This is a genomic window from Microtetraspora glauca (genome assembly GCF_040656155.1).
Lineage (GTDB): Bacteria > Actinomycetota > Actinomycetes > Streptosporangiales > Streptosporangiaceae > Microtetraspora > Microtetraspora glauca.
Genome location: NZ_JBFALK010000033.1, coordinates 65321 through 91149 on the forward strand (window position 1 = coordinate 65321; position 25829 = coordinate 91149).

The window sequence follows — 25829 nt, forward strand, 5'->3', positions numbered from 1 at the left end:
ACCGCGCAGTCACCGTGTGGTCACCCTGTGGTCACCGTTCGGGCGTCGTCGCCGAGCAGCAGCAGGTAGCCGTCCTCCATGGTCGGTTCGCCCATCCGGGCGCCCTCCGGGGCGGAGCCGATGTTGCGGAACAGCCCGTCGCCGGTGCGCCACGAGAGCACGCCCGCCCGCTGCTCCGAGAACCAGACCCGACCCTCGGCCAGTGCGCGCACGTCCTCCGGAGTGCCCTCGAACTCGCACCGGCCCGCCTTGACCACGACCACGCGGGTGCACAGGGCCGCGACGTCCTCGGTCTGGTGGGTGGACAGGACGACCGTCCGGCCCGCACCGATCGTCGAGATCAGCTCGCGGAACCGCAGCCGCTGCTCGGGGTCCAGCCCGGCGGTCGGCTCGTCGAGCAGCAGCAGCTCGGGATCGCCGAGCAGCGCCTGCGCGATGCCGAGGCGCCGCCGCATCCCGCCCGACAGGGTACGGATGCGCCTGCCGCTGACCGGCGCGAGCCCGACCTCCTCGATCACCCGGCGCACCTCGTCGTGCCGGGCCCTCCGGTCGGTCATCTCCTTGAGGATCGCCACGTAGTCGACGAACTCGAACACAGTGAAGCCTCGCTGGTATCCCGGCTCCTGCGGCAGGTATCCCAGCCGCCGCCGGATCTCCAGCCGATCCTTCGCCGGGTCCCGGCCGAGCAGCCGCAGCTCGCCCCGGTCCGGCGCGAGCACCGTCGCCAGCATCCGGATCAGCGTGGTCTTGCCCGCGCCGTTCGGCCCGAGCAGGCCGGTGACACCCGGGCGCGCGGTGAAGGTGAACCCGTCCAGGGAACGGGTGCGGCCGAACGCCTTCACCAGGCCGATCGCCTCGATCATGAGAACTCCCTGCGGCGTACGACGAGAAGGGCGACGGACACGACGGCGACGACCGCGTAGCCGGCCTGGCTCGCGGCCCCGAACAGTACCGGATTCGGCTCGTGCAGGTTGGTCACGACCACCCCGGCCAGCCAGACCGCTCCCACGGCGATTCCGGAGTGGCGCGGGTCGAAACGGCTGGACAGCGCGAGGGTCAGCCCCGTCAGGGCGAGCGAGGGAAGCAGCCACGCGGCCATCCGCCACTCCCCGGCCCGGCCGCCGTCCAGCACGGCCCATCCCGTCACGAACGCGAGCACCGACGAGGTGCCGAGCACCAGCGCGGCGCGCATCAGCATCAGCCGGAACATCGAGTACGGCGCGGCCAGGCCGATCTCGCGGGCCGGATCGCCGTGCGGGCCGAAGGCCAGCGCGACCCCGGCGACCGGCAGGATCGGGGCGATCGTCAGATAGGCGAGCAGTCCCCACCGGGTGGTCTCGCCTGAGGCCAGCGCGGCGAAGAACAGCGCCAGCGAGGAGGCCGCGATCCACGGGAGGCGCAGCGAGGACGCGGCGGACAGCAGCCGGGCCGTGTGCCCGCGCATCCCGGCCGCGCGCAGCAGCCGCTCGAACGGTCCGGGCACCGGCGCGTCCACCGCGTCGGCGACGCCGGCCCACACCCGGTCCAGGCGGCTCGCCGGCACGTGTGGCGCGAGCAGGTCGCGGCACCGGTCACAGGCGAGCAGGTGGGCCTCGACCGACGCGGCCGGCGTCGGCCCCATCTCGCCGTCCAGGTATGCGACGGCCATCTCGCCGTCCATGTGCCACGCGTTCACGCCAGCTCCTCCCTCAACATCGTCCGGGCGCGCATCATCCGGGTCTTGACCGTCCCCGCAGGGATGCCGAGCAGCCGCCCGGCCTCCCGGGTGGTCAGCCCGTCCAGCACGGTCGCCTGGACGACCGCGCGCAGTTCGGGGGAGAGCCGGTTCATCGCCTGACCGAGTTCGCCGTACTCGATGCCGAGCAGCACCTGTTCCTCGGCCGAGACCATGACCTGCTCGTACGCGGGGAGCGGCACGGCCGGGCGGCGGCGGAGCTGGTCGAGCAGCCGGCGGATGCCGATGCCCCAGATCCACGCGGCGACCTCTCCCTGGCCCTTCCATTTGCCTGCCGCACGCCAGACGGCCACGAAGGTGTCCTGCACCGCCTCGTCCACGAGGGCGGGGTCGGCGCATCGGCGGGTCAGCCGGATGACGAGCCACGGCGCGTGCCGGGCGTACAGGACCTCGAGGGCCCGGCGGTCCTGGTCGGCGACGGCGTCCACCAATCGGGCGTCCGTCCAGGTCTCGTGCTCGTTCATGGGGGCCCGTCCGTCTGCCTGGCCGTCTGCCTGTCCATCGGTGTCACGCCTCTTTGTCGCATCCCGGGTTCCCGGCGGTTCACGAACCAGGTGCGGCATTTTTACCGACAAGCGGGACATGATGCGAAGAAGCCTGATCCCGTTGATCGTCCTGTCCGCGCTGTCCGTGATGTGCGCGGTGACATCGTGCTCCGCCGGCACACCGCTCGACGCGCCGCCCGGCACCGGGAAGATCATCATCGACGCCGACATGGGCGAGCTCAACGACGACGCCCAGGCACTGTTCCTGCTCGCCGCGACCCCGGACGTCGAGGTGCTCGGCGTCACCACGGTCGGCGGCAACACCTGGCCGGAGGAGGGCACCGCCTACGCGCTGCGCCAGCTCGAACTGATCGGCAGGGCCGACGTCCCGGTGGTGACGGGGGAGAGCGGCACGCCCGCGCCCAGGGAGGGCTACCGGGGCGCCCTGGACCGGGCGCGGCCGAGGTCCCACCGCGCCCTGGCCGCCCCGCCGTACGGCGGATACGCGAAGGCCGAACCCGCCGGGGGGAGCGCGGCGGACTTCATCGCCGACCAGGTGAGGCGGCACCCCGGCGAGGTGACCGTCTTCGCGCTCGGCCCGGCGACCAACCTGGCCCGCGCCGTACGCGAGCACCCCGACATGGTGCCCCTGGTCCGGCAGATCGTCGTGCTGGGCGACGACGCGGAGAGCGAGGAGTTCAACCGCTGGTTCGACCCGGCGGCCTCGCGCGTGGTGTTCGACGCGCCGTTCCGGCGCAGGCTGGTCGTCCCGCTGGAGGTGGCGGAGCGGATCACCATGGACCGGGACACCTACGATCGGGTGGTCGCGGCGGGGGACTCCCCGATCGCCCGGCTCTTCGCGGCGGTCGAGGGGCCCCGCTTCGCGGCGGATCCCGGCCACCGGACGTTCGTCTGGGACGCGGTGGCCGCGGCCGTCTTCCTCCGCCCGGAGATCGTCCCGGACGCCGAGACCGACGCCGGCGGCTCGACCGTCCTCGACATCGACGAGGACCGCTTCTGGGACCTCTACACCACGCGGATCACGGGGATCACCGGGATTGCCCGGAACGGCGGAGAGCCGGACCGGAGTCCCGGACCGGCCGCTCCGTGAGCGCCGGCGGCCGGTCAGCGCGTCCCTTCTTCACTGCAGGTGGCTCAAGGTCCCGGTCGCAGGTCGAGCAGGCATGTGCCGCAGGTGGAGCTGACGATCACCGCATCGGGACCTGCCCAGGCCCGTACATCGTCGAGGCCCTCGACGGGGAAGCTTCGGCTCACCTTTCCCGTCGCCGTGTCGACCAGTTCGACCTTGTCGTTCTCCGCGTGCGCGGCGATCGTCTGGCCGTCGGGGGACGTCCTGCCCTCTCCGTAAGGCTCGTAGGGGAGGGTGCGCGCGATGGAGCCGTCGAGTCTCGTCAAAGGGGTCGTCCAGCTGGTAGGCGTACCGGATGGAGTCGTTGGGCAGCGGCGGGAGTTCCTCCGCTCTGGGCGGGGCCTCGTAGGGGGTCGGGGGCGAATACCGCCCGGTGAACCAGGTGATCACCCGGACGTTCCCTACGAGGATCGGCGACAGGACGGCGGGCGTCGCCATCAGGAGAGACAGCAGGATCGCGCGCCGGGCGCGATACCGCCTGGCCAAGGTCGGCAGCCGGGAGACATCCGGGACAAGCGGCTCTACCGCCGGCGGCTGCCGTGCGTCGGCCATACGAAGGACCTTGGCCTGGGACCAGCCGAACAGGTCGGCGACGTCTCCCTCCGACCACCCGTCGTGATCCAACGCGACCGTGATGGCACGGCGGCCGCGCGAGGGACGCAGCGGCGACAGGAAGCGGCGGTAGAGCGTGAAGTAGGCGTCCTTGCTGTCACCCCTGGCCGCCAGCGCCCTGGCGACGAGCTTCTCCGCATGCTTCTGCGAGGTGGTGAGCAGGAGCGCCGTCCGCAACAGCGGGGTCTGCCAGGATTCGGTCATCGCAGTTCCCCGAGGTGAAGCGGGAAGAGGTCGGCTGGGAGCAGCTTGTAGGGAGCGTGCTCTCCGGTGGTCACGTCGATGATCTGGAAGCCCGCCCGGGACGTCGCCAGCAGATGCTGATCGTCCTGCCAGCCCACGAGGTACCACTCCTCCGGCAACGGCACGGTTCGGGGCAGCCTCCTGCCGGTCCTCGCGTCATAGAAGGCGACCGCATGGTAGGAGTCGAAGCCGCCCCATCCGGCCAGGGTTGTGCCGTCCGGTGACAGACCACCTAACACGCGGTTCCATGTCAGCTCGCCCAGCGGGTTGACCGTGCCGTCCGGCCGGACACTGAGCACCGGCCACTCGTATCCTTCGCAGCCGCGGTTGCCAAAGAGCGGGCTGCGGCCCGCCGAACCGGGCGGTTGGCGGCGGATGCGCCTGATGGTCCTCGACAGGAAGCGCACGTTGTCGAGCGGGCGGTCGATCGGCTGAAGAGCCTTCGAGCCGTTGCCACCCGCTGCGACAAGCGCGCCTGCGTCTACCTCGGCACCGTGGCCGTGGCAGCCCTGGTGATCTGGGTCCGTACGTGATCCGAGTAAGCGGCTCTAGACGTTCGTCTTCTTGGGGATGGCGTCGTCGTAGGGCGCGTCGCTCCGGCCGTAGGTCCGGTGCACCAGCATGTACACGGCGCCGATCGCGATGACGACCGCCCCGGACAGCGGCACGATGTAGTTGTCGTACCACGGGGCGCCCGGCGTGCGGGGCCAGGACATGTTGACCATCGCGATGACGCCGTAGACGAGGGCCGCGATGTTGACCGGCAGGCCCCAGCGGCCGAGGCGGTACTTCCCGCTCGGCTGCCAGCCCTTGAGGCGGGCGCGCAGCGCGGCGAGGACGACCATCTGGAAGGCGAGGTAGATGCCGAGCGCGGCGAAGCTGATCACCTTGGCCAGCGCGTTCTCCGACACCTTCGACCCGATGACGATCACGGCGGGCACGACGGCCGCGACGAGCAGCGCGTACGGCGGGACATGGCGCTTCTGGGAGAACTTCTTCAGGAACCTGCTGCCCATGATCATGTCGTCGCGGCCGTAGCTGTAGGCGAGCCGGCTCGCGGCGGCCTGCAGGCTCATCGCGCAGGAGAGGAACGAGATGAGCACGATGGCGAGGACGATCTTGGAGGCGACCGGTCCGAACGCCTGGTCGAGCAGGGTGGAGACCGGGTCGGTGTCCTGGCCGGCGATCACCGCGGGGATGTCGGCGACGGAGAGTACGAGAGCGAGGCAGACGAACGTGGCCGCCGCGCCGCCGATGTAGATCGTGCGGCGCATGGCCTTGGGGATGAGGCGGCCCGGGTCGGGCACCTCCTCGGCCACGTCACCGCACGCCTCGAAGCCGTAGTACTGGTAGACGCCGATGAGGCCCGCCGCGGCGAAGGCCCACATGTAGCTGCCGCCGCCGCCCGCGCCGAAGGAGTCGAACAGCACGTCCAGCCCGTGGTAGCGATGCGTCAGCAGCAGCCAGCCGCCGACCGCCAGCGCTCCGATGATCTCGGCGGTGAACCCGATGATGGCGGCGGTGGCCAGGACCTTGGTGCCCATGAAGTTCACGATGGTGGCGACGGCCAGGATGGCCAGGGAACAGATGATCGCGGTGTCCACGGTGGCCGTGAAGCCGAACGTCGCGGCGATGTAGGGGCCCGCGCCGTAGACGACCGAGGCGATCGTGACGAGCAGGGCGACGAGGTACACCCACCCGGTCATCCAGGCGTACCGGCGGCCCCACAGGCGCCGGGCCCACGGATAGACGCCGCCGACGACGGGGTACTGGGCGACGACCTCGCTGAAGATCAGCGCGACGAGGAACTGGCCGACGCCGACGATGACGAAGCTCCAGATCATCGGCGGTCCGCCGGTCGCCAGGGCGTAGGCGAACAGGGAGTACACCCCCACGACAGGGGACAGGTAGGTGAAGCCGAGGGAGAAGTTCGCCCAGGGCGTCATGTCCCGCTTGAACTCGGATTGGTAACCGAGCGAGGCCAGGTGGGCGGCGTCGCTGTCGTTTCGCTCCGGTGAGATCGACGTACTCATGGGGGCTCCGATGTCTGTGCGGAGAAGGCGTGCGATAGGCGGACCCGGACGGCGGTACGGGGAAACGGACCGGCAGGTGGTCCGTATGATTGCGGCTAGCCTCGTGGGGCCGGATGGTCGGAAAAACTACAATTTCATTTGTTATCGCACAAGAGTCACGAGGTAATTCCTTGTTCATCTCTGGCCGACGGAGGGAGTGAGAGGGTGCGGCGCGCGTCTGCGCCACGGGCGGCCCTGCTCTCCCCGCTGACCACCGCGGGCCGGGCCGACGAGGTCGTCCACCGGGTCGGCAAGGCCATCGAGCTCGGGCTCCTGGTCGACGGCGAACAGCTCCCCACGGAGGTGGAGTTCGCCAACCAGCTCGGGGTCTCGCCCATGACCCTGAGAGAGGCGCTGGCGATCCTGCGCCGGCAGGGCCTGGTCGAGACCCGCCGGGGCCGGACCGGAGGCACCTTCGTACGCCACCCGGCCAACCCGCCCGTCGAGGAGATGGCCGAGCGGTTGCAGGCGATCCCCGTCTCGGCGCTGCGCGACCTGGCGGACGAGCAGTTGGCGGTGTCGGGACTGTCCGCCAAGCTCGCCGCGGAACGGGCGTCGAGAGCGGGCGTGCGCCGCCTGCTCACGCTCGTCGACCAGCTCGCCTCGGCCGGCGGCCTGGGAGCGCGCATCCGCGCCGACAGCCGCTTCCACATCGAGGTGGCCATCGCCTCCCAGTCCGAACGGCTGACCCGCCTCGAGATCAACCTGCAGGCCGAGACCGCGGGCATGCTCTGGCTGCCGTACGGGACGGAGCTGCGGCTGGGCGACGTGGTCGCCGACCATCACGCCATCGCCACGGCCATAGCCGAGGAGGACGGCGAGCAGGCGAGACTGCTCGCCGAGCGCCATGTGCAACGCAACCTGCGCAGGCTCACCGAGCTCCACCTGTTGCTTGCCGAACGAGGGTCAACGGAGGGCGGCGAGATTGACTCCTGAAAGCCTTTCACCGCCGAGCGGTCCGGAGAACGGCGGCGCCGAGCGCGTGGCCGAGCGGATCAGGGCGCTGCTCGGAGGGGTGTTCGACGCTCTCGACGAGCTCGGCGCCGAGGTTGTCCGGCGGCGGCGCGCCCTGCTCGACGAGGGCCGCCGGCTGAAGGAGGCCCACCTCGGCATGCTGGAGCCCTTCATCAAGGAGGAGCTGGCCAGGCAGCCGATGGCCGACGGCCTGGGCTTCCTCGCCGCGCCGGACGTCATCGGCGGTGTCGAGCGCTACATCCACTGGTGGCACCGCACGGGCGACACGGTCGCCCGGATGCGGCTGAACTTCGATCCGACCAGTGTCGATCTGTACGACTACCTCCAGATGGACTGGTTCGTCGCGGCCAGGGACCGCGGGGAACGGGCGGTGTTCGGCCCGTACGTCGACTACACGGGCGCCAACCGCTACGTGCTCACGCTCACCGTCCCCGTGTCCGACGAAATCTTCCTCGGGGTCGCCGGCGCCGACCTGGCCATGAGTGACGTCGAGCCGGCCCTGCTGCGGGCCCTCCGCTCGGCCGGGCGGGACGCGCTGCTGGTCAGCGCCGAGCGGCGGGTCGTCGCGGCCAACACCCCGCGTTGGGTGGTCGGCTCCCGGCTGCCGTCGATGCCGCGCCCCCATGAGGGGGAGTTCGTCGAGGTCTGCCCGGTGGGCCTGGACAGCGGCTGGGTCGTGGCGCTCGCCGAGAACGAGTAACCCTCCAGGGCCCCGGACGTCGTCCGGGGCCGAGCCGCGCCCGGACTCCTTTACCGACCCGATCGTGGGCGACCTCTTGACATAAAGACTCTATTTTTAGAGTATTTCGGCCAACCTTGCTCGTCCAACGGTTTGGAGAGTCCATGACGGTCACACCGCCTGATGCCGCCCCACGGCTGGACATCGCCGATCCGAGCTTCTCGATCACGTCGGACCTCGTCCACGAGGCGCGGGAGCGCAGCTGGTACGCCCGGACCAACTACGGGATCGCGATCCTGCGCTACGAGGAGGTCAGCCGGCTGCTCAAGCACCCCAAGCTCCGCCAGGGCAGTGCGGCCTGGCCGGCGCACAACGGCGTCACCGAGGGGCCGTTCGCCGACTGGTTCGCGAGCTGGGTGCTGAACAAGGAGGGCGAGGAGCACCACCGCCTGCGCCGCCTGATGAACCCGGCGTTCTCGTCCAAGCTGATCGGCGGCCTGGTCCCCAGGTTCCAGGCGCTGGCCACGGAGCTCATCGACGGGTTCGCCGAGCCCGGCCGCTGCGAGTTCGTCTCGGAGTTCGCGGAGCCGTACGCGGCCCGGGTCATCGCGATCATGCTCGGCCTGCCGGAGCACGAATGGCCGATCATCGCGCGGGAGTCCGCGACCATCGGCCTGGCGATGGGGATCACCCTGCGCCAGGACCTGCCCAAGATCGAGGAAGCCCTGGGGAGCCTCTACGCGTACGCCGACGCGCTCATCGCCGACCGGCGCGGGGCCGAGCGCGACGACTTCGTCTCCGCGCTGGTCAAGGCCAACCGCGACTCCGACAGGCTCAGCGACGCCGAGCTGCGGGACGCGCTGGTCCTGCTCATCTTCGGCGGCTACGACACCACCCGGAACCAGCTCGGGCTGGCCATGCAGACCTTCATGCGGCATCCCGACCAGTGGAGGCTGCTCGCCGAGCGCCCCGAACTCGGCGGCAAGGCGGTCGAAGAGGTCATGCGGGTCAACCCGACCGTTCGCTGGGTCACCCGCGAGGCCCTGGAGGACTTCACCTTCGCCGGCCTCGACATCGAGGCCGGCACCACCGTGCACCTCTTCAGCGAGTCGGCCGGCACCGACCCCCGGGCCTTCGGCGAGAGCGCCTTCGACATCACCGCCGAGCGCAAGCCGCACGTCGGGTTCGGCGGCGGAGCCCACCACTGCCTCGGCCACTTCGTCGCGCGCAGCGACATGAGCGAGGCGTTGCCGCTCCTGGCCCGCCGGATGCGCGACCCCCACATCGACGGGCGGGACGAGTGGTTGCCGGACTCCGGCAACACCGGCCCGATCCGCCTCCCCGTCGCCTTCACCCCGGCACCCTGAACCGTCCACGTCCCAAGGAGCACACCATGCGGATCATCGTCGACCTGGCCAAGTGCCAGGATCATGGCCAGTGCGCCATCGCCGCCCCCGCCGTCTTCCAGATGGACGAGGAGGGCAGGCTCGTCTACGAGGGCAACCCCGACGAGTCCTACCGCTTCGAAGTAGAGGAGGCCGCGGACGTCTGCCCCGTCCAGGCCATCCTCATCGAGGACTGACATGTCCGCCCGCGTCGCCGTGGTCGGCGCCTCCCTGGCGGGTCTGCGCGCGGCCGAGCAACTGCGGTCGGCCGGATTCGTCGGACCTGTCACGGTCTTCGGCGAGGAACCGTATCCGCCCTACAACCGGCCGCCGCTGTCCAAGGAGGTGCTGTCCGCCCCGGGGGACGCAGACCCCCACCGGCTGCACGGCATGGTGGCGTTCCGGCGCCGCGCCGCGGTCGGCGACGTCGATTTCCGGCTCGGCCGGAGGGTGGTCGGATCCGACCTGGCCGGGGGAGTGCTCCGGCTCGGGGACGGGTCGCGGGAGACCTTCGACGCGCTGGTGGTGGCGACCGGGCTGCGGCCGCGGCGGCTGCCCCTGCCCGGTCCCGCGGCCGGCCGGTTCGTCCTCCGTACGCTGGACGACTGCGTCAGCCTGCGCGCCGCGCTCCTGCCCGGCGCCCGCGTCGTGGTGATCGGAGCCGGATTCATCGGCTGCGAGGTCGCCGCGACCGCGCTGGGCAAGGGGTGCCGGGTGACCGTCGTCGAACCCGCCGGCGCGCCGATGAACCGCGTGCTCGGCGAGCGGCTCGGCCAGGCGGTCCAGCGGCACCACGAGCGCGCCGGGATGACGTTCGTCATCGGCCACGCGCCCGCCGCCTACCTCGGCGACGCGGCGGTGAGCGGTGTCGAGCTCGACGACGGCCGCGTCCTCGAAGCCGATCTCGTCATCGAGGCCGTCGGCTCCACGCCCAACGTCGAGTGGCTGGACGGCAACCCGGGACTCGACCTGTCCGACGGCGTTCTGTGCGACAACCGCCTGGCGGTCGTGGGCGCGGACGTCGCCGTCGCCGTCGGCGACGTCGCGCGCTTCCCCAACCCCCTCTTCGACGACGTGCCACGCCGCGTCGAGCACTGGTCGATCCCGACGGACACGGCCAGGCGCGCGGCGGCGACCCTGACCGCCCTGCTGGCCGGGACGGAGCCGGACCCGGAACCGTTCACGCCCATCCCGTCGTTCTGGAGCGACCAGCTCGACCTCCGCTTCCAGAGTTACGGCTCGCCCGGCCTGGCCGACGAGGTACGCGTCCACGAGGGCGACCTCGACGACGTGCGAGCCGGGCTCCTCGCCACGTTCCACCGGCGGTCGGCCCACGTGGGCACCGTCGCGATCAACCTCTCTCCCGCCCGTCAACGCGAGCTGCGCGAGGCGTTCACCGTGCTCGCCTCCGCCGCCTGACCCACGAACCTCGAGGCATCCATGACGGACATCACCACTTCCACCGCACTGGACCTGCACCGGCAGCGCAACACGGCCACCGGTGCCCTGGACGAGATCCGCGGCCTGATCGCCGAGTCCGGCGTCGAGTACCTCTACTACCAGGCGGTCACGATCACCGGCCGCGTCGTCGGCAAGGTCGTCCCCGCCAGGCACCTGGCCCGCAACGCGGAGAAGGGGGTGCAGCTCCACCGCACGGCCGTCGCGAACCTCCAGGCCGACCGCGCCGGCAACCTCCTCGGAGGTGGCGCCGAGGCCGCGGAGTTCACCGCACTCCCCGACCTCGACACGTTCGCGGTCCTTCCGTGGGACACGTCGATCGGCCGCTTCTTCTGCCGGCTGTACGAGCCGGACCACCGGCCCGGCGTCGGAGGGCAGCCGCTCGCCACGGACGTGCGCGGTAACCTCATCCGTCTGCACGCCGACTTCACCGAGCGGACGGGTCTGGAGCTGCGCTCCGGGTGCGAGCCGGAGATGACCTGGACCGGCCCCGGCCTCGACGCGCGGTTCCGCCCGGGGTCCAGCCCGGCCTACCACGTGGACCACCTGGAGCGGTACCGCCCCATCTACCAGAAGGTCATCGCGTACGCGCAGGCGCTGGGCCTGGACATGATCGAGGGCGACTACGAGGACCCGGGACAGCTCGAACTCAACTGGATGTTCGACCACGCGGACCTGACGGCCGACCGGCTCGTCGTCTACCGGCAGATCTGCCGCCAGGTGGCCCGCGAGCTGGGCGTACAGGCGAGCTTCATGCCCAAGCCCGCGACCGGGATGATGGGCAACGGCTGCCACCACAACCTCAGCCTCTGGCGCGGCGACCAGAACGTCCTGGCCGACCCCGGCGTCACGGAGCTGCACCTGACCGAGATCGGCAGGCACGCCCTGGGCGGCATCCTGACGCACGCCGCCGGTTCCATGGCGATCATGGGCTCCACCGTCAACTCGTACAAGCGTTACTGGGACTCCGGGCAGTTCGCCCCTTCGCAGATCAACTGGGGCATGGACAACAAGACCTGCACGGTCCGCCTGTCCGCCAACGGCCGCCTCGAGTTCAAGCTCCCCGACGCCATGGTCAACCCGTACCTCTCGCACGCCGCGCTGCTGGCGGCGATCGACGACGGCATCGCCAACCGGATCGACCCGGGGCCCGCCCAGAGCGGTTCCAGCTACACCGGCGAGACGGGGTTCGCCAGGCTTCCGCTGACCCTCGGGGAGGCCCTCGACGCGTTCGAGGCCGACCAGGTCGTCAAGGAGGCCCTCGGCTCCGAGCTCGTCGAGCTCTACAGCCGGTTCAAGACCGACGAGTGGGCCCGGTTCTGCGGTGTCGTCACCGACTGGGAGCACACGATGTACTCGGAGGACGCGCCGTGAGCGAGCGAAACGAGACCCTGCGACTGGCCTGCATCGACTCCGACGCGCCGCCGCTGTTCCTCCTGGACGATCCGGTCCACGGACGCCGGGGATACGAGCCCGCGGTCGGCGAGCTCCTCGCGGCGGAACTCGGCCGCACGCTGGAGTGGGTCTACCTGCCCTGGAACGACATGATCCCCGCCGTCCGGCGGGGAGACGCCGACGGCGTCCTGTGCGGCCAGGGGATCATCCCCTCCCGCCTGGAGCAGGCCGACTTCACCCGCCCGTACGCCGTCTTCCACGAGTCCGTGCTGGTCCGCCGCGGCGATCCGATCTCCTCGCCCGAGGACCTGCGTGGCCGCCGCGTGGCCGCGATCTCCGGCAGCACGAACATGGCGCTCCTGAAGACCTTCGAGGGAGCCGTTCCCGTCGAGTTCGGCGACTCCGACGACGTCTTCGGCGACATGCTGGCCGCGCTCAGGTCCGGCGAGGTGGACGGCGTCGTCGACGACGACGTGGTGTTCGTCCCGCTGGGGCGTCACCCCGACTTCGAGCTGGCCTTCACCGTACGCACGGGGAACCGCTGGGGCATCGCCGTCTCCAAGAGCCGGCCCGAGACGCTGGCCTCCCTTGACCGGGCCCTGGGCGCGGTCATCGGCGACGGCCGCCTGGCCGCGGTGTGGGCGGAGTGGCTGCCCGACCTGGAGTACCCGTTCGCCGCGGGAGGCGTGATCTGATCATGCGTCCCCTCGTCGCCGTCATCGGTCGCCGGGCCACGACGGTCTCCGGCCTGCGCTTCACCGGGACCGTCGCCGCCGAGGCGATGTGCGAGGCGGTCTTCTCCGCGGGCGGGGAGCCTCTCGTGTTGCACGGGACCGTACGGCACGCGCCCGCCGAGCTGGCCGGGAGGCTCCGCCGCTTCGACGGGGTCGTCCTTCCCGGCGGCGGCGACCTCGGCCCGGAACGCTACGGCCAGGCCCGCGGGCCGGAGACCGAGCAGCCCGACGAGCTCCAGGACGACCTCGATCTGGCCGTCGTGGCGGCGGTGATCGCGCAGGGCATCCCCACACTCGCCGTCTGCCGCGGGCTCCAGGTGCTCAACGTCGCCTGCGGCGGCACCCTGACCCAGCATCTCGACGAAGGCGCCATACCGCACCGGGACGCCCTGCACGAGGTCACGGCCGTGTCCGGGTCGCGGCTGCGGGGAGTCGTCGGCGCCGACGTGTTCCCCGTCTCCTCCTACCACCACCAGGCCGTCGACCGGCTCGGGCGCGGGCTGCGCGTCACCGCCCGGTCGGCCGACGGATGCGTCGAGGCCCTGGAGCACACCACGGCGGACGTGCTCGCCGTGCAGTGGCACCCGGAGGACCTGTTCGCGACCTCCGCGCAGGACGCCGCCCTGTTCGCCGACCTCATCGACCGAGCACGCGACCGGAAGGACGCCGCAGCATGACCACGATCACGGACGCCGAGGCCGCTCCGGTGGTGCTGAGGAGCGAGGTCGACCCCGGCCTGCCCCGGCCCGCGCGGCCAGGCGCCCACATCGCCGTCCTGGTATCGCTCAACTTCCCCGACCTGACGGACCCGGTCGCGGACCTGGTCCGCCGGTTCACCCGTACGGCGTTGCGCACCCTCGTCGAGGCCGGCGCGACGTACGAGCTGTTCGACACCTCCGAGCCGTCCTCGTCTCCCGAGCGGGCGGCGGAGGCCGACGGCGTCCTGCTGCTCGGCGGGGGCGACATCGACGGCGCGATGTACGGCTGCCCCGGCGTCACGGCCCCGAACTCCTACGGAGTCGACGCCCGCGCCGACCGGGACAGCGTCGCGGCCGTCCACGCCGCCGTCGCGGCGGGCCGGCCGGTGCTGGGCATCTGCCGGGGCTCCCAGCTGATCAACGTCGCCTTCGGCGGGACGATCCTGCCCGACATCGAGGACTACCGGCTGCACCGCGGGGGACCCGGGGAGCCCATGTTCCTCGACGAGCGCGTGAGCGTCATCGAGGGGACCCGGCTCATGGAGCTCACCGGCGGCCGCGACCTGGTGGTGCGGTCGGGCCACCACCAGGCGGTGGACCGGCTCGGCGACGGCCTGCGCGTCGCCGCCCGCGCCCTGGACGGGCTGGTCGAGGCGGTCGAGCACACCCGGCACTGGGTCGTGGGCGTCCAGTGGCACCCCGAGGACCCCGACGGGCCGCCGGCCGACCGGGACCGCCTCTTCCGCGGCTTCGTCGGCGCCGCGGCCCGCGGGGTCGCCCGTACCGGATCGGAGGAACGATCATGACCCGGCCGCTCGACGGCGTCCTGGTGGCCGACTTCAGCCGCGTGCTGGCCGGGCCGCTGTGCACGATGACCCTGGCCGACCTCGGCGCGACGGTGGTCAAGGTGGAGCGGCCCGGCGCCGGTGACGACACCCGCTCCTGGGGCCCGCCGTGGTCGGCGACCTCCTCGACCTACTTCGAGAGCGTCAACCGTTCCAAGCTGAGCGTGGCCCTCGACCTGGCCGACGAGGCGGACCTCGCCCTGGCCAGGGAGCTGGCCCGCCGCGCCGACGTGGTCATCGAGAACTTCAAGCCGGGCGCCCTGGCCAGGAAGGGCCTCGGGTACGAGGACGTCGCGGCGGGCAACCCGGGCGTCGTCTACTGCTCGATCACCGGCTTCGGCGGTGGCGCGGGCGCGGACCGGCTGGGTTACGACTTCATCGTCCAGGCGCTGGGCGGGCTGATGTCGATCACCGGCGACGCCGGCGGTGAGCCCACCAAGGCGGGAGTCGCCCTGGTGGACGTGCTGACCGGCAAGGACGCGACCATCGGCGTCCTCGCCGCGCTGTCCGCCCGCGCGCGGACCGGCGCCGGCTGCCGGGTCGAGGTGAACCTGCTGTCCAGCCTGCTCGGCTCGCTGGTCAACCAGGCGCAGGGCTTCCTGGAGACCGGTCGCGCCCCCGGCCGCATGGGCAACCGGCACCCGTCCATCGCGCCGTACGAGACGCTGCGGTGCCGGGACGGGCTGCTCGCGGTGGCGTGTGGAAACGACGGCCAGTTCGCCCGGCTGGCGACGGTCCTCGGCGACCCCGGGCTCGCCCGCGACGAGCGCTTCGCCACGAACACCGCCCGGGTCGGCCATCGGGACGAGCTCGTCGCCGCGCTCGAAGCGCGTCTGGCCGCCGCGGACGCCGCGGACTGGGAGGCCCGGCTGACCGCCGCGCAGGTCCCCGCGGGCCGGGTCGGCGACATCGCCGAGGGATTCGCCCTGGCCGAGCGGCTCGGGCTCGGCCCGACCGTCTCACCCGGCCCCGATCACGCCCCGCAGGTGCGCCACGCGGTGACGTACTCGGCGGACCTGGTGCGTCCCGCCGGACCGCCGCCGCCTCTCGGAGCCCACGGGAGCGGCATCCGGGCCTGGCTCGCCTCCGGCTCCGCCTCGTTGTCCGACCTCGATCCCACCAGCACAGGACAGGTGCCATCATGACCAGCGCCCACGACAACCCCCGCCCCACGCTCGACCCGATGGACCTCGCCGGCATCGACGACCTGCTCAGCGATGAAGAGAAGGACGTTCGCGGCGCTGTCCGCGAGGTGTGCGCCGCGCTGGTCGACCCGTACGTCGCCGAGTGGTTCGAGTCCGGGGACCTGCCGGGGATCCGCGAGCTGACGAAGGAGCTGGGCACCCTCGGCGTCCTCGGGATGCACCTGGACGGGTACGGCTGCGCCGGCATGAGCGCCGTCGCGTACGGACTGGCCTGCCTCGAACTGGAGGCCAGCGACTCCGGCCTCCGTTCCCTGGTCTCCGTCCAGGGGTCGCTGGCGATGTTCGCGATCTGGCGGCACGGCTCCGAGGAGCACAAGCGGGAGTGGCTGCCGCGGATGGCGGCGGGGGAGGCGATCGGCTGCTTCGGGCTGACCGAGCCCGACCACGGCTCGGACCCGGGGAGCATGCGCACCCGCGCGCGCCGCGACGGCACCGGCGAGCGCGCCGACTGGATCCTCGACGGCGCGAAGATGTGGATCACCAACGGGTCCGTCGCCGACGTCGCCGTCGTGTGGGCCCAGACGGACGAGGGTGTGCGCGGGTTCGTCGTCCCGACCGGCACGCCGGGTTTCTCGGCGCCGTTGATCAAGCACAAGCTGTCGCTGCGCGCGTCGGTCACCAGCGAGCTCGTCCTTGACGGCGTCCGTCTCCCGCATGACGCGGTGTTCCCCGAGGTCCGCGGGCTCAAGGGGCCGCTGTCCTGCCTGAACGAGGCGCGCTACGGCATCCTCTGGGGCGCGATGGGCGCGGCGCGCAGCGCGTTCCAGGCGGCGTTGGAGTACTCCACGCAGCGCAGCCAGTTCGGCAGGCCGATCGGCGGCTTCCAGCTGACCCAGGCCAAGCTCGCCGACATGTGCGTGGAGCTCACCAACGGCACCCTGCTCGCCCTGCACCTCGGGCGGCGCAAGGACAGCGTCGGGTTGCGCCCCGAGCAGGTCAGCCTCGGCAAGCTCAACAACGTGAACAAGGCACTGGAGATCTGCCGCACCGCACGCACCATCCTCGGAGCGAACGGGATCTCCCTGGAGTACCCCGTGATCCGGCACATGAACAACCTGGAGTCCGTCCTGACCTACGAGGGCACTCCGGAGATGCACACCCTCATGATCGGCCAGGCGCTCACCGGCCACGCCGCCTTCCGCTGACGAACGCGAGCCCAGTCTCGCGGACGAGAGATTGTGATCTACAACGTAAAGGCGCTCGCCCGTTCGGCGGCGTAGTGCCGTGACATGGGAAGTCGTCGTCCGGGTATGGGCACCCGGCGGCGGCCCCCGGCGTGGAGAGGCAGGCCACCGGAACCCGGGTGGCGATCTCTCCCTTCAGCCGACCCCCAGGCCGGTGTTCAACGACATGGCCTCGATCGACTCCAGCACGATCGCGCGCATCGCCGTCTCCGCCTCCTGGGGGCGTCCGAGCTGGACGGCCTCGGCCACGTCGCCGTGCAACCGGATCGCGGCGGTCTCGGGCTCGGCGGGCATCAGGTTGTGATGGGTCCGCCCGGCCAGGACCTCCGCCACGACCTGGGCGAGGCCGGAGAACATGTCGTTGCCGGACGCCTCCAGGATCGTGCGGTGGAACGTGATGTCGTGCTCCAGGTAGGCGTCCAGGTCGCCGCGTTTCGCGGTCACGGACATGCCGATCACGGCGGACGTGAGCGTGCCGCACTGTTCGGGCGTGCACCGCGTGGCCGCCAGGGAGGCGGCGACCGGCTCGATGCCGCAGCGCAGCTGGCTCAGGGACTCGAGCTGGGTCATGCGGTCGGGCCCGGCCAGCCGCCAGCGGATGATCCGCGGGTCGAAGAGGTTCCACTGCGCGCGGGGCAGCACGGTGACGCCGATGCGCCGTCTGCTCGCCACCATCTGCATGGACTCCAGCACGCGCACGGCCTCGCGCATGACCGTGCGCGACACCCCGAGGGTCTCCTCCAGCCGCTCGATCCGCAGCACCTCGCCTTCGGGCGTCTCCCCGGAGACGATCGCCAGCCCGAGTTGGTCGAGCACACGATCGTGCAGCCCTCCTGAGCGGTCGCTCGGCTGCGGTCTGTCTGACTCGCCGGGCATGCGCCTGCCTCTCATAAGTATGCTTTTTACGCTGATCTCTTGTGTTTGATCACACTTTTACTTCAAGATGCTCAGACATCATCTCATCGGGGACCGGATCGCGTGAGCTCTTCTCAATTTGTAGCACCTTTGGTTGTCGTCATGGGCGTGACAGGCGCCGGCAAGACGACCGTGGGACATGCCCTGGCCGAGGCGCTCGGCGCCGACTACGCCGACGCCGACGCGTTCCACAGCGAGGGCAACGTCGCCAAGATGAGCGCCGGCGAGCCGCTCGACGACTCCGACCGCGAGCCCTGGCTCGGGGCGGTCGGCGACTGGCTCGCGGCGCGCGGCCCGGCCGGTGGCGTCGTGTCCTGCTCCGCGCTCAAGAGGTCCTACCGCGACATCCTGCGCGAGCGGGATCCGGGGGTGTGGTTCCTCCACCTGGCCGGCCCCGCGGATGTGGCCGCCGCCCGGGTCGGGGAGCGCGAGGGGCACTTCATGCCGGTCTCCCTGGTCACCGCGCAGTACGCCGCGCTCGAACCCCTCGCCGGCGACGAGCCCGGGCTCACCGTCGAGTTCGTCCTTCCCCCCGGGCGGATCGTCGAGCGCGCGCTGAGCGCCCTCGACGCGCCCCAGGCCGAAACCACGAAGGAGGTCGTATGAGCGGCTCACCCACCCAGCCCGCCGTCACGTCCGTTCGCCGGGCGGACGCCGGTGAAGGGAGCGGCTCCGTCGAGCTCCGCTCGATCAGCAAGTCCTTCGGCGGCGTGACCGTCGTCAAGGAGCTCGACCTCTCGGTGCGGCCGGGGGAGTTCCTCTCCCTGCTCGGCCCCTCGGGATGCGGCAAGACGACCACGCTGCGCATGCTCGCCGGCTTCGAACAGCCCGACAGCGGCGAGGTGCTCATCTCGGGCGCGGCCGTCCAGCACCTGCCGCCCCACAAGCGCGACGTCAACACCGTGTTCCAGTCCTACGCCCTCTTCCCGCACATGAGCGTCGCGGCGAACATCGCGTACGGGCTGCGCCAGCGCCGCGGGATCGACCGCGCGGAGATCCGGTCCCGCGTGTCCGAGGCACTCGATATGGTGCAGATGACGCGCTTCGCCGACCGCAGGCCGAGCCGGCTCTCCGGCGGCCAGCAGCAGCGCGTCGCCCTCGCCCGGGCCCTGGTCAACCGGCCCAGCGTGCTGCTCCTCGACGAGCCCCTCGGCGCCCTCGACCGCAAGCTCCGCGAGGACATGCAGGTCGAGCTCAAGCTCCTGCAGAGCCGTCTCGGCACGACGTTCATCTTCGTCACGCACGACCAGGAGGAGGCCCTGTCGATGAGCGACCGGGTCGCCGTCATGCTGGACGGCCGGATCGAGCAGATCGCCGACCCCTACACCGTCTACGAGAGGCCGGCCACCGCGTTCGTCGCCGGTTTCATCGGCCAGCAGAACTTCCTGCCCGGCACCCCCGCCGACGGCGGACGGGCGATCGAGATCGACGGTGGGACGATCCACCCCGGAGAGCCGGTCACGACGCCCGGCCCGGTGCGCGTCGCGGTCCGGCCCGAGGCCGTCAGGGTCGCCGAGACGCCGCCGGCCGAACCGGCCAACGCCCTGCCCGGCACCGTCGCCGCGGTCTCCCTGCTCGGCGACGTCCTGCAGTACGTCGTGCACGCCGACGCCGGGCACGAGCTGCTGGCCCGCGTGCCGCGCCGCCAGGCCGGCCGCCTCGCCGAGGGCGCCCGGGTGTGGTGCTCCTGGGCCCCCGCCGACGTCCATGTCTTTCCCGCCGAAGCCACTCCCCGTGACTCGACCCGCGATCCGATTGGAAGCGCCAAGTGACCCACAACGAGACCCCCCGCCTTCTCGCGCCCGCGGCGCGCGTGGCCGGTCTGCCCCGCCGTACCTTCCTCGCCGGCCTCGCGGCCGCGGCCGGCGCGCCCCTGCTCGCGGCCTGCGGCGGATCCTCGGGTTCCGGCGGCTCGGGCTCGGCGGCCGCCGAGCTGCGCGCCTACTCGTGGAGCGCGTACGACGATCCGAAGGTGCTGGCCGAGTTCGCCGCCAAGTACGGCCCCAAGGTGCTGGTCGACTCCTACAGCTCCAACGAGGAGATGATCGCGAAGCTGGCGGCGGCCAAGGGGACGAGCGGCTACGACATCGTCATCCCGACCGGCGTCTTCGTGCCGCAGATGGCGGCGAACGGGCTGCTGGAGAAGCTGGACCACAGCAAGCTGCCCAACCTCGCCAACCTGGACACGGCCTTCCGGAACCAGGAATGGGACAAGGGCAACACGTACACCGTCACGAAGTACTGGGGGACCACGGGCTTCGTCTACGACACCAAGGTCATCACGCGTGACCTGACGACCTGGGACGACTTCTTCGACGCCGCCGCGCGCGAGGCCAGCGGCAAGACCTCGCTGGTCGACGACCCGGGCGAGATCTGCGCCATGCTGTGCTTCGCCAGGGGATGGCACCAGAGCACCACCGACAAGGCCCAGCTCGACCAGATCGAGACGTTCCTCGTCGACACGCTCGCCCCGCACATCGCCGCCTTCGACTCCTCGCCCGGCAGCAGCGCGATCCCGCAGGGCACCCACGTTCTCATGCACTGCTGGAACGGCGACGCCCGGCGCGGCATCCTGGCGAGCAGTGAGCAGGACCGGTGGAAGTGGGTCCTGCCCGGCCCGAAGACCAACCTCTGGATGGACAACTGGGCGATCGTGAAGGGCAGCAAGAACGCCGACGCCGCCCACGAGCTCATCAACTACGTGCTCGACCCCGCCGTGGCCGTCAAGCAGGTGGACTTCGTGGGCTACGGCAGCGGCGTCACGGGCTCCGAGGAGGAGGCCAGGAAGCTCAAGCTCGGACAGATCGACATGATCTTCCCGTCCGCCGAGCAGCTCGCCACGATGTACACAGGGGTCATCAACGAGGGCCAGGAGCGGCGGATGGCCATCGTCAACAGGATGAAGGCCAAGGCCGGCGCATGACCTCCGCCCACCGTGGTCCGCGTACGGCGTGGCGAGCCGCCCCCGCAGGCCTGCTCGCCACGCCTGCGCTGGCGTGGATCGCCCTGTTCTTCGTGGCCCCGGTCGGGCTGGTGTTCTGGTACTCCCTCGGCCGCAAGCCGGGGCTGTACCAGACCCACGCCAACGACGTGCTCACGCTGGACCGCTACCGCGAGGCGCTCGGCGACACGTTCATGACGAGCTTCGCCGGCACCCTGCGCATCGGCCTGGCCGGCACCGCGCTCTGCCTGGCGATCGGCCTCCCCTTCGCCTACTGGCTGGCGGTCAAGGTGAGGCCCCACCGGCGTTTCGTGGTGCTGGCGCTGGTGCTCGTGCCGTTCTGGACCAACTTCCTGATCCGCACGATCGGCTGGCAGGTCGTCCTCTCCCCGGAGGGGTTCGCCTCGCGGGCGCTGCAGAGCCTCGGGGTGACCGACGCGCCGTTCTCGATGCTCTTCACCCGAGGGGCCGTACTGCTGGGCGTCGTCTACAACTACCTGCCCATGATGATCCTCCCGCTGTACGTCGCCCTGGACCGGATCGACGGCTCGCTGCGCGAGGCGAGCAAGGACCTCGGCGCCAACCGGTGGCGGACGATGGCGCAGGTCACGCTGCCGCTCGCGCGGCCGGGCATCGCCGCGGGACTGCTCCTCGTCTTCATCCCGCTCATGGGCGACTACGTCACCGCGGCGGTCCTCGGCGGCGCGCGCGGCACCATGGTCGGCCAGCTCGTCGCCAGCCAGTTCCAGCAGGCCCAGAACTGGGCCCTCGGTTCGGCGATGGCGGTCGTGCTGATCCTCGTCATCGCCGTGACGATCCTCGCCACGGCCCTGGCCGGTGCCGTGTGCACCTGGCTTCTCACACGCCGGCGGCGCAGCGAGCTCGCCGGCCTCGCGGAAGGGAGCCCGGCATGACTCGCGGGAGGCGGCCCGGCATGAGCGGACGGCCGATGGCGGACCGGGCCCTGAACGTGTGGGGCCTCCTCGTGATCGCGTTCCTCTTCACGCCGATCGCCGTCATCGTCGTCTACTCCTTCAACAGCGGGCGGCTGCTGGCGTCCTGGGAGGGGTTCGGGTTCGACGCGTACGCCGCGGCGCTGTCCAACGCGGACATCGTCTCCGCGGTGTCGGTGTCCGTTCGCGCGGCAGCGGGGGCGGCGCTGATCGCCGTGGTCCTCGGCACTCTGTGCGGCTACGCGCTGGCGCGCCATCCAGGCGGGCGGATCGGCCGGCTGGTCACCGCACTGCTCGCCCTGGTCCTGGTGACGCCGGAGATCGTCTCCGGCGTGGCGCTGCTCCCGTGGTTCGTCTCCCTCGGGGTGGACCAGGAGCTGAGCCTCTTCAACAGCGGGTGGGTCCGTCTGGTCGTCGCGCACTCGCTGTTCGCGACCGCGGTGGTGACCTTCCTCGTCCGCGCCCGTATGCAGGGCATGGACTCCTCGCTGGAGGAGGCGGCGGCCGACCTCTACACGCCGCCGCTGCGCCGCTTCCGTCTGATCACCCTGCCGATCCTGATGCCGTCGGTTCTGGCCGGCGCGCTCATGGCCTTCACCCTGAGCCTCGACAACACGATCATCTCGGCGTTCGTGCAGGTCTCCGGGTCCACCCCGTGGCCCGTGTACGTGTTCAGCGCGGTCCGCGCGGGACTCCGGCCGGAGCTCGCCGCGATGTCGGCGGTGATGCTGCTGCTGACACTGGCCGCGCTGGCCGTCGTGGCGCTCGTCCTGCGCCGGGCCGGCGGGTCCAAGGACGCCGTCAACGCCCTGTCCGGCGTCCGCTGACCCCCAATCCCGGCATTCCCCGTGTTCCCAGCCCGCAGAAAGCGAGATGTGCATCCGATGGCGGCGAACCTGTTGATCCGCAACGCCCACCTGCCGCTGGCCGGCCGGGAGGCCGCGTCGTGGTCGATCCGCGTCGCGGACGGCCGGATCGCCGAGGTCGTCCCGGCCGAGGCCGGAGTCCCCGAGGTCCCCGCCGGCACGGAGACGCTGGACGCGGCGGGACGCTCCGTACTGCCCGCCTTCGCCGACTCCCACGTTCACGTGCCCGAGTCCGGAGTCGAGCTGCTGCGCTGCGACCTCACCGCCTGTGAGAGCCGCGACGAGGTGCTGGCCGCGGTCGCCGACTACGCGCGCACCCATCCCGAGGAGGAGTGGATCATCGGGCGCGGCTGGGCGCTGCCCCACTTCGCCGAGCGTCCCCCCACCCGGGAGGAGCTCGACGCCGTCTGCGGCGCCCGTCCCGCCTACCTGGCCAACCGCGACGGGCACAGCGCCTGGGTCAGTACGGCCGCGCTCGACCGGGTGGCGCCGGAGCTCCTCCGGAACCCGCCGCCCGGCGGCCGGGTCGACCGCGACGCCGACGGCACGCCGAACGGACTGCTCCACGAGTCGGCCATGCAGCTCGTCTCCGACCTCATCCCGCCCGTGGGGGAGGACGACCTCCTGCGCGGCCTGCTGGAGGCGCAGCGGCGGATGTTCTCCTACGGTGTGACGTCGTGGCAGGACGCGATCGTCGGGCCGTTCGTCCCCACCACCGACATCTACGACGTCTACCGGCGGGCGGCCGCCGACGGCGGCCTGCGGGCGCGGGTCACCGGTGCCCTGTGGTGGCCCCGCGACGCCTCCGGGGACACCCTGGCCGAGCTGGTCGAGCAGCGCCGCGGTTGCCCGTCGGGATCACGGTTCTCCTGCACCGCGATCAAGATCATGTACGACGGTGTGTGCGAGACCCACACGGCCGCCCTGTCGCGCCCGTACGTCGGCGTCACGGGCGCGGGAACCGGCCTGACCTTCTTCGACCCCGCCGACCTGGCCCGGACGGTGCCGGAGATGGACGCGGCGGGGTTCGACCTCCACTTCCACGCCATCGGGGACCGGGCGGTCAGCGAGTGTCTCGACCTGGTGGAGGAGGCGCATCGGGCCAACGGGCCGCGCGACCGGAGGCACCAGCTCGCGCATCTGCAGATCGCGGACGACCGCAGCGTCGCGCGCATGGCCGCGCTCGACGTCATCGCGAACGTCCAGCCGTACTGGGCGCAGGCCGACCCGCAGATGCTCGACCTGACGATCCCGTACCTGCCGGGCGAACTCGCCGCGCTGCAATACCGCTTCCGCACGCTGGAGGACGCGGGCGTCCGCGTGGCCTTCGGCAGCGACTGGCCGGTCAGCACCCCCGACCCGATGGACTGGATCCACGTCGCGGTCAACCGGGCCCACCCCGGCGAGCCGGACGCCCCGCTGTTCGCTCCCGAGGAGGCGATGAGCCTGCGGTCGGCACTGCGGGCCGCCACGGCGGGATCCGCCCACGCGCTCCGGCGCGATCATGAGGGGGGCACGCTGGCGCAGGGCGCCCGAGCGGACGTGGTGATCCTGGACCGCCGCCTCGACGAGACCGTGCTCGGCGAGATCAGCCGGACACGGGTTGATCTGACGCTGGTCGACGGCGAACCCGTCTGGGCGCGGTGACCGCTTCCCTGAGCACTCCGCCTTGTCGTTCATCGCCTCTGCCTGACGGTCTGTGTCTCGATAGCTCCTCGGTCCTCTGTCGCGCCGCGGCTTCCCCACGGTTCACGACAGCTCGCCCATGGAAAGGCGGCGACGCAGGACGAGCGACGGCGCGTGCCCGTCGTGCGGCGTCTCCGGGCGCTCGTCGCCGTCGGCGACGGCCTGGAGAGGTCGCCCGTATCGCACGCGCCGTGCTCGTCCATGGTTCCCCTTGCTAGAACGGAACCGTCAGACAGGCCATCCGCGCGCCCGCGCTCCCCGGGGGTGGCGGGTCTCCATGGCTGGTGTGGTGCTCATGGATGATGACGGAAGCCGGGCAACGGGAGTCGAACCTCCAGTCCTGCACGGCAGAGGCGAACCCGTTGCCGCGACGGTCGGTGGTGAAGTCGAGCCAGATCTCGTTGGCGGGGTTGGCCGCGGAGGGGTCGGCGCTCGGCACGTGCTGGAAGTGGCCTCCCGCGGCGGCCCCTGTGGCGCCGCAGGGGTTGACGTGGGCGTGCGCACCGTACTCCCGGTTCGGGAGCAGGCCGTGGACGGCCAGCCGGACGATCGTCCTGCCGTTGGAGGGATAGGACGCGAACACCTGAGCGCGCGCACCCGCGGGCACGGCGTCCTGGTCATAGGTGAACGCGTTGCGCGCGGTCGCAGGGGAAGCGAACGTCCCCCGTGCGAAGACGGTCCGCTGGTGGCGGCCGTGTTCCCGGCCGGAGTCGGCCGCGGCCGCGGACGCGGTGGACAGGGCCATGCCTGCCACGACCAACGCGCACGTCGTTGTCTTCAGGGATTTGCCATGCCTCCTCGACGAAGGGCGCGGCGGAAATGGCGCGGGCGGACAAAGACCATCGCTCTCGCTGTCAGCAGGATGAACGAATGGCTGACCTCAACCACCTGCAGAGCCTGCTCGACAGCGAGGCGAAATCCCTCCACGTCCCCGGTGCCGCCGTCGGCGTGCTTTTCGACGGCGCGGACCACATCCTCACCACCGGCGTCACCAGCGTCGACACGCCGGCCCCCGTGACGGGCGACACACTGTTCCAGATCGGGTCAACCACCAAGACGGTCACCGCGACATCGATCATGCATCTCGTCGAGCGCGGCCGGCGATCGCCGCCGACCCGCGGCGTGCCGTCGGCCGCTTCCTTCGAGACGACGCGGGTGAGGTCGCGTTCCTGCACCTGGGCGGCAGGGCGGCCAGGCGGGTCCGCTGAATCTTCGGTGCGCCCTCCGGTGGCGCTACCCCGGCGTCGCCCAGTCCGGCCGACACTCCCGCGTCGCCCAGCCCGGCCGACGCCACGGCGGGCCAGACCGAATCGCCGTCTGCCCGGCCCCGGAAAGTTGCAAAGGTCGACAAGACGGAGCGGCAGAAGGACCACCTGCACGTCGTCATGAACGCCAGGCGCAGGGCCACAACGCCCCGAGGCTCGGGCGACGACGACGGATGTCGCCGGGCGCTCATGGTGGCCGTGCGCGGCAGGGCGTGATTTGTCAGATATGACCTAGTCGAGCCAGATCACGATACCGGTCAAGCCGTTGAGCACGGCCGCGGCACCGGCCCGGACGGCGCGCCCGGCGCGTTCGGGGGTGAAGGTGGCGGGATCGTACGTCGAGGACAT

At 71.4% G+C, this 25829-nt stretch carries 28 protein-coding genes; 19 read left to right on the plus strand and 9 right to left on the minus strand.

From position 1 onward, the window contains the following. Nucleotides 1–20: 20 nt before the first annotated feature. Genes AB0I59_RS39245 through AB0I59_RS39255 form a run of 3 tightly spaced genes read right to left on the minus strand, consistent with a single transcriptional unit; the run spans nt 21 to nt 2199 of the window. Nucleotides 21–863 (minus strand): ATP-binding cassette domain-containing protein, encoded by an 843-nt coding sequence (locus tag AB0I59_RS39245; protein WP_358141558.1) that lies wholly within the window; start codon nt 861–863, stop codon nt 21–23. Further along, entirely contained in the window at nt 860–1675 is an 816-nt protein-coding gene (locus tag AB0I59_RS39250) for a zf-HC2 domain-containing protein (protein WP_358141561.1), read from the minus strand. The genes AB0I59_RS39245 and AB0I59_RS39250 overlap by 4 nt, the downstream gene beginning before the upstream one ends. Next, nucleotides 1672–2199: an RNA polymerase sigma factor gene (locus AB0I59_RS39255; RefSeq protein ID WP_061261549.1), complete on the minus strand. Its 528-nt coding sequence runs from the start codon at nt 2197–2199 to the stop codon at nt 1672–1674. Before AB0I59_RS39255 ends, AB0I59_RS39250 begins: the two co-directional genes overlap by 4 nt. A 118-nt stretch (nt 2200–2317) precedes the next feature. On the opposite strand from AB0I59_RS39255, the gene AB0I59_RS39260 reads away from it, so the two are divergent. Continuing rightward, nucleotides 2318–3331, plus strand: coding sequence for a nucleoside hydrolase (locus AB0I59_RS39260; RefSeq protein WP_358141564.1), 1014 nt, complete (start codon nt 2318–2320; stop codon nt 3329–3331). Between the two features lie 44 nt (nt 3332–3375). Here AB0I59_RS39260 and AB0I59_RS39265 read toward each other — a convergent pair whose 3' ends face one another. The 3 genes from AB0I59_RS39265 to AB0I59_RS39275 form a co-directional block, all read right to left on the minus strand. Beyond that, complete coding sequence (locus AB0I59_RS39265) at nt 3376–3636, minus strand: hypothetical protein (RefSeq protein WP_358141567.1); 261 nt, start codon at nt 3634–3636, stop codon at nt 3376–3378. 546 nt (nt 3637–4182) lie between these two features. Beyond that, the gene (locus AB0I59_RS39270; RefSeq protein WP_061261552.1) at nt 4183–4524 is read right to left on the minus strand and encodes a hypothetical protein; all 342 of its coding nucleotides are present in this window, start codon (nt 4522–4524) and stop codon (nt 4183–4185) included. A 249-nt stretch (nt 4525–4773) separates the two neighbouring features. Further along, nucleotides 4774–6258, minus strand: a complete 1485-nt coding sequence (locus AB0I59_RS39275; protein ID WP_061261553.1) for an APC family permease — start codon at nt 6256–6258, stop codon at nt 4774–4776. A gap of 204 nt (nt 6259–6462) precedes the next feature. Between AB0I59_RS39275 and AB0I59_RS39280 the strand changes: the two genes are divergently transcribed. The 11 genes from AB0I59_RS39280 to AB0I59_RS39330 all read left to right on the plus strand — a co-directional run bounded on the left by AB0I59_RS39280 (nt 6463) and on the right by AB0I59_RS39330 (nt 16816). After that, nucleotides 6463–7233 (plus strand): FadR/GntR family transcriptional regulator, encoded by a 771-nt coding sequence (locus AB0I59_RS39280; protein ID WP_061261554.1) that lies wholly within the window; start codon nt 6463–6465, stop codon nt 7231–7233. After that, the gene (locus AB0I59_RS39285) at nt 7223–7972 is read left to right on the plus strand and encodes a cache domain-containing protein (RefSeq protein ID WP_358141572.1); all 750 of its coding nucleotides are present in this window, start codon (nt 7223–7225) and stop codon (nt 7970–7972) included. The genes AB0I59_RS39280 and AB0I59_RS39285 overlap by 11 nt, the downstream gene beginning before the upstream one ends. Nucleotides 7973–8115: 143 nt before the next feature. Then, nucleotides 8116–9318: a cytochrome P450 gene (locus AB0I59_RS39290; RefSeq protein ID WP_358141574.1), complete on the plus strand. Its 1203-nt coding sequence runs from the start codon at nt 8116–8118 to the stop codon at nt 9316–9318. 26 nt (nt 9319–9344) lie between these two features. After that, a complete protein-coding gene (locus tag AB0I59_RS39295) occupies nt 9345–9533 on the plus strand; it encodes a ferredoxin (protein ID WP_358141577.1) in 189 nt (62 codons plus the stop codon). Nucleotide 9534: 1 nt separating this feature from the next. After that, entirely contained in the window at nt 9535–10755 is a 1221-nt protein-coding gene (locus tag AB0I59_RS39300) for an NAD(P)/FAD-dependent oxidoreductase (RefSeq protein ID WP_358141580.1), read from the plus strand. Nucleotides 10756–10776: 21 nt separating this feature from the next. Further along, on the plus strand, nt 10777–12168 hold the full coding sequence (locus AB0I59_RS39305) for a glutamine synthetase family protein (RefSeq protein WP_061261559.1): 1392 nt from the start codon (nt 10777–10779) through the stop codon (nt 12166–12168). Then, complete coding sequence (locus AB0I59_RS39310; protein WP_358141583.1) at nt 12165–12884, plus strand: substrate-binding periplasmic protein; 720 nt, start codon at nt 12165–12167, stop codon at nt 12882–12884. The genes AB0I59_RS39305 and AB0I59_RS39310 overlap by 4 nt, the downstream gene beginning before the upstream one ends. Before the next feature lie 2 nt (nt 12885–12886). Then, nucleotides 12887–13600 carry a gamma-glutamyl-gamma-aminobutyrate hydrolase family protein gene (locus tag AB0I59_RS39315; RefSeq protein WP_358141586.1) on the plus strand — a complete coding sequence of 238 codons (714 nt, stop codon included), beginning with the start codon at nt 12887–12889 and terminating at the stop codon, nt 13598–13600. Continuing rightward, nucleotides 13597–14427 (plus strand): gamma-glutamyl-gamma-aminobutyrate hydrolase family protein, encoded by an 831-nt coding sequence (locus AB0I59_RS39320; RefSeq protein ID WP_358141589.1) that lies wholly within the window; start codon nt 13597–13599, stop codon nt 14425–14427. Before AB0I59_RS39315 ends, AB0I59_RS39320 begins: the two co-directional genes overlap by 4 nt. Further along, the gene (locus tag AB0I59_RS39325; RefSeq protein WP_358141592.1) at nt 14424–15611 is read left to right on the plus strand and encodes a CaiB/BaiF CoA transferase family protein; all 1188 of its coding nucleotides are present in this window, start codon (nt 14424–14426) and stop codon (nt 15609–15611) included. The genes AB0I59_RS39320 and AB0I59_RS39325 overlap by 4 nt, the downstream gene beginning before the upstream one ends. Continuing rightward, nucleotides 15608–16816 carry an acyl-CoA dehydrogenase family protein gene (locus AB0I59_RS39330; RefSeq protein WP_061261563.1) on the plus strand — a complete coding sequence of 403 codons (1209 nt, stop codon included), beginning with the start codon at nt 15608–15610 and terminating at the stop codon, nt 16814–16816. Before AB0I59_RS39325 ends, AB0I59_RS39330 begins: the two co-directional genes overlap by 4 nt. 174 nt (nt 16817–16990) lie before the next feature. On the opposite strand, the gene AB0I59_RS39335 is transcribed toward AB0I59_RS39330, so the two are convergent. Further along, the gene (locus AB0I59_RS39335; RefSeq protein ID WP_358141595.1) at nt 16991–17731 is read right to left on the minus strand and encodes a FadR/GntR family transcriptional regulator; all 741 of its coding nucleotides are present in this window, start codon (nt 17729–17731) and stop codon (nt 16991–16993) included. A gap of 141 nt (nt 17732–17872) precedes the next feature. Here AB0I59_RS39335 and AB0I59_RS39340 point away from each other — a divergent pair, with 141 nt between their 5' ends. The 6 genes from AB0I59_RS39340 to AB0I59_RS39365 are packed head-to-tail and all read left to right on the plus strand — an operon-like array spanning nt 17873 to nt 24177. Further along, complete coding sequence (locus AB0I59_RS39340) at nt 17873–18376, plus strand: gluconokinase (protein WP_061261565.1); 504 nt, start codon at nt 17873–17875, stop codon at nt 18374–18376. Then, nucleotides 18373–19542 carry an ABC transporter ATP-binding protein gene (locus tag AB0I59_RS39345; RefSeq protein WP_358141598.1) on the plus strand — a complete coding sequence of 390 codons (1170 nt, stop codon included), beginning with the start codon at nt 18373–18375 and terminating at the stop codon, nt 19540–19542. Before AB0I59_RS39340 ends, AB0I59_RS39345 begins: the two co-directional genes overlap by 4 nt. Beyond that, nucleotides 19539–20693, plus strand: a complete 1155-nt coding sequence (locus tag AB0I59_RS39350) for a polyamine ABC transporter substrate-binding protein (protein WP_061261567.1) — start codon at nt 19539–19541, stop codon at nt 20691–20693. Before AB0I59_RS39345 ends, AB0I59_RS39350 begins: the two co-directional genes overlap by 4 nt. Continuing rightward, the gene (locus tag AB0I59_RS39355) at nt 20690–21625 is read left to right on the plus strand and encodes an ABC transporter permease (RefSeq protein ID WP_061261568.1); all 936 of its coding nucleotides are present in this window, start codon (nt 20690–20692) and stop codon (nt 21623–21625) included. The genes AB0I59_RS39350 and AB0I59_RS39355 overlap by 4 nt, the downstream gene beginning before the upstream one ends. Beyond that, on the plus strand, nt 21622–22491 hold the full coding sequence (locus AB0I59_RS39360) for an ABC transporter permease (protein ID WP_358141603.1): 870 nt from the start codon (nt 21622–21624) through the stop codon (nt 22489–22491). Before AB0I59_RS39355 ends, AB0I59_RS39360 begins: the two co-directional genes overlap by 4 nt. A 57-nt stretch (nt 22492–22548) precedes the next feature. Then, nucleotides 22549–24177: an amidohydrolase gene (locus AB0I59_RS39365; protein ID WP_358141606.1), complete on the plus strand. Its 1629-nt coding sequence runs from the start codon at nt 22549–22551 to the stop codon at nt 24175–24177. A gap of 102 nt (nt 24178–24279) precedes the next feature. Here AB0I59_RS39365 and AB0I59_RS39370 read toward each other — a convergent pair whose 3' ends face one another. Both AB0I59_RS39370 and AB0I59_RS39375 read right to left on the minus strand, forming a co-directional pair. Beyond that, nucleotides 24280–24402, minus strand: coding sequence for a hypothetical protein (locus AB0I59_RS39370; RefSeq protein ID WP_358141609.1), 123 nt, complete (start codon nt 24400–24402; stop codon nt 24280–24282). A 28-nt stretch (nt 24403–24430) separates the two neighbouring features. Further along, nucleotides 24431–24961 carry a superoxide dismutase family protein gene (locus tag AB0I59_RS39375; protein ID WP_061261573.1) on the minus strand — a complete coding sequence of 177 codons (531 nt, stop codon included), beginning with the start codon at nt 24959–24961 and terminating at the stop codon, nt 24431–24433. A gap of 125 nt (nt 24962–25086) precedes the next feature. Between AB0I59_RS39375 and AB0I59_RS39380 the strand changes: the two genes are divergently transcribed. Further along, entirely contained in the window at nt 25087–25605 is a 519-nt protein-coding gene (locus AB0I59_RS39380; protein WP_358141616.1) for a serine hydrolase, read from the plus strand. The last annotated feature ends 224 nt before the right edge of the window (nt 25606–25829 follow it).

Excerpts from the sequence above, each read along its gene's own strand:
- AB0I59_RS39330 (WP_061261563.1), top strand. The coding sequence starts at position 15,608 with ATGACCAGCGCCCACGACAACCCCCGCCCCACGCTCGACCCGATGGAC.
- AB0I59_RS39355 (WP_061261568.1), top strand. The coding sequence starts at position 20,690 with ATGACCTCCGCCCACCGTGGTCCGCGTACGGCGTGGCGAGCCGCCCCC.
- AB0I59_RS39325 (WP_358141592.1), top strand. The coding sequence starts at position 14,424 with ATGACCCGGCCGCTCGACGGCGTCCTGGTGGCCGACTTCAGCCGCGTG.
- AB0I59_RS39260 (WP_358141564.1), top strand. The coding sequence starts at position 2,318 with ATGATGCGAAGAAGCCTGATCCCGTTGATCGTCCTGTCCGCGCTGTCC.
- AB0I59_RS39380 (WP_358141616.1), top strand. The coding sequence starts at position 25,087 with ATGGCTGACCTCAACCACCTGCAGAGCCTGCTCGACAGCGAGGCGAAA.
- AB0I59_RS39255 (WP_061261549.1), bottom strand. The coding sequence starts at position 2,199 with ATGAACGAGCACGAGACCTGGACGGACGCCCGATTGGTGGACGCCGTC.
- AB0I59_RS39300 (WP_358141580.1), top strand. The coding sequence starts at position 9,535 with ATGTCCGCCCGCGTCGCCGTGGTCGGCGCCTCCCTGGCGGGTCTGCGC.
- AB0I59_RS39275 (WP_061261553.1), bottom strand. The coding sequence starts at position 6,258 with ATGAGTACGTCGATCTCACCGGAGCGAAACGACAGCGACGCCGCCCAC.
- AB0I59_RS39290 (WP_358141574.1), top strand. The coding sequence starts at position 8,116 with ATGACGGTCACACCGCCTGATGCCGCCCCACGGCTGGACATCGCCGAT.
- AB0I59_RS39305 (WP_061261559.1), top strand. The coding sequence starts at position 10,777 with ATGACGGACATCACCACTTCCACCGCACTGGACCTGCACCGGCAGCGC.
- AB0I59_RS39340 (WP_061261565.1), top strand. The coding sequence starts at position 17,873 with ATGGGCGTGACAGGCGCCGGCAAGACGACCGTGGGACATGCCCTGGCC.
- AB0I59_RS39345 (WP_358141598.1), top strand. The coding sequence starts at position 18,373 with ATGAGCGGCTCACCCACCCAGCCCGCCGTCACGTCCGTTCGCCGGGCG.
- AB0I59_RS39375 (WP_061261573.1), bottom strand. The coding sequence starts at position 24,961 with ATGGCCCTGTCCACCGCGTCCGCGGCCGCGGCCGACTCCGGCCGGGAA.
- AB0I59_RS39245 (WP_358141558.1), bottom strand. The coding sequence starts at position 863 with ATGATCGAGGCGATCGGCCTGGTGAAGGCGTTCGGCCGCACCCGTTCC.
- AB0I59_RS39295 (WP_358141577.1), top strand. The coding sequence starts at position 9,345 with ATGCGGATCATCGTCGACCTGGCCAAGTGCCAGGATCATGGCCAGTGC.
- AB0I59_RS39335 (WP_358141595.1), bottom strand. The coding sequence starts at position 17,731 with ATGCCCGGCGAGTCAGACAGACCGCAGCCGAGCGACCGCTCAGGAGGG.
- AB0I59_RS39320 (WP_358141589.1), top strand. The coding sequence starts at position 13,597 with ATGACCACGATCACGGACGCCGAGGCCGCTCCGGTGGTGCTGAGGAGC.
- AB0I59_RS39315 (WP_358141586.1), top strand. The coding sequence starts at position 12,887 with ATGCGTCCCCTCGTCGCCGTCATCGGTCGCCGGGCCACGACGGTCTCC.
- AB0I59_RS39365 (WP_358141606.1), top strand. The coding sequence starts at position 22,549 with ATGGCGGCGAACCTGTTGATCCGCAACGCCCACCTGCCGCTGGCCGGC.
- AB0I59_RS39360 (WP_358141603.1), top strand. The coding sequence starts at position 21,622 with ATGACTCGCGGGAGGCGGCCCGGCATGAGCGGACGGCCGATGGCGGAC.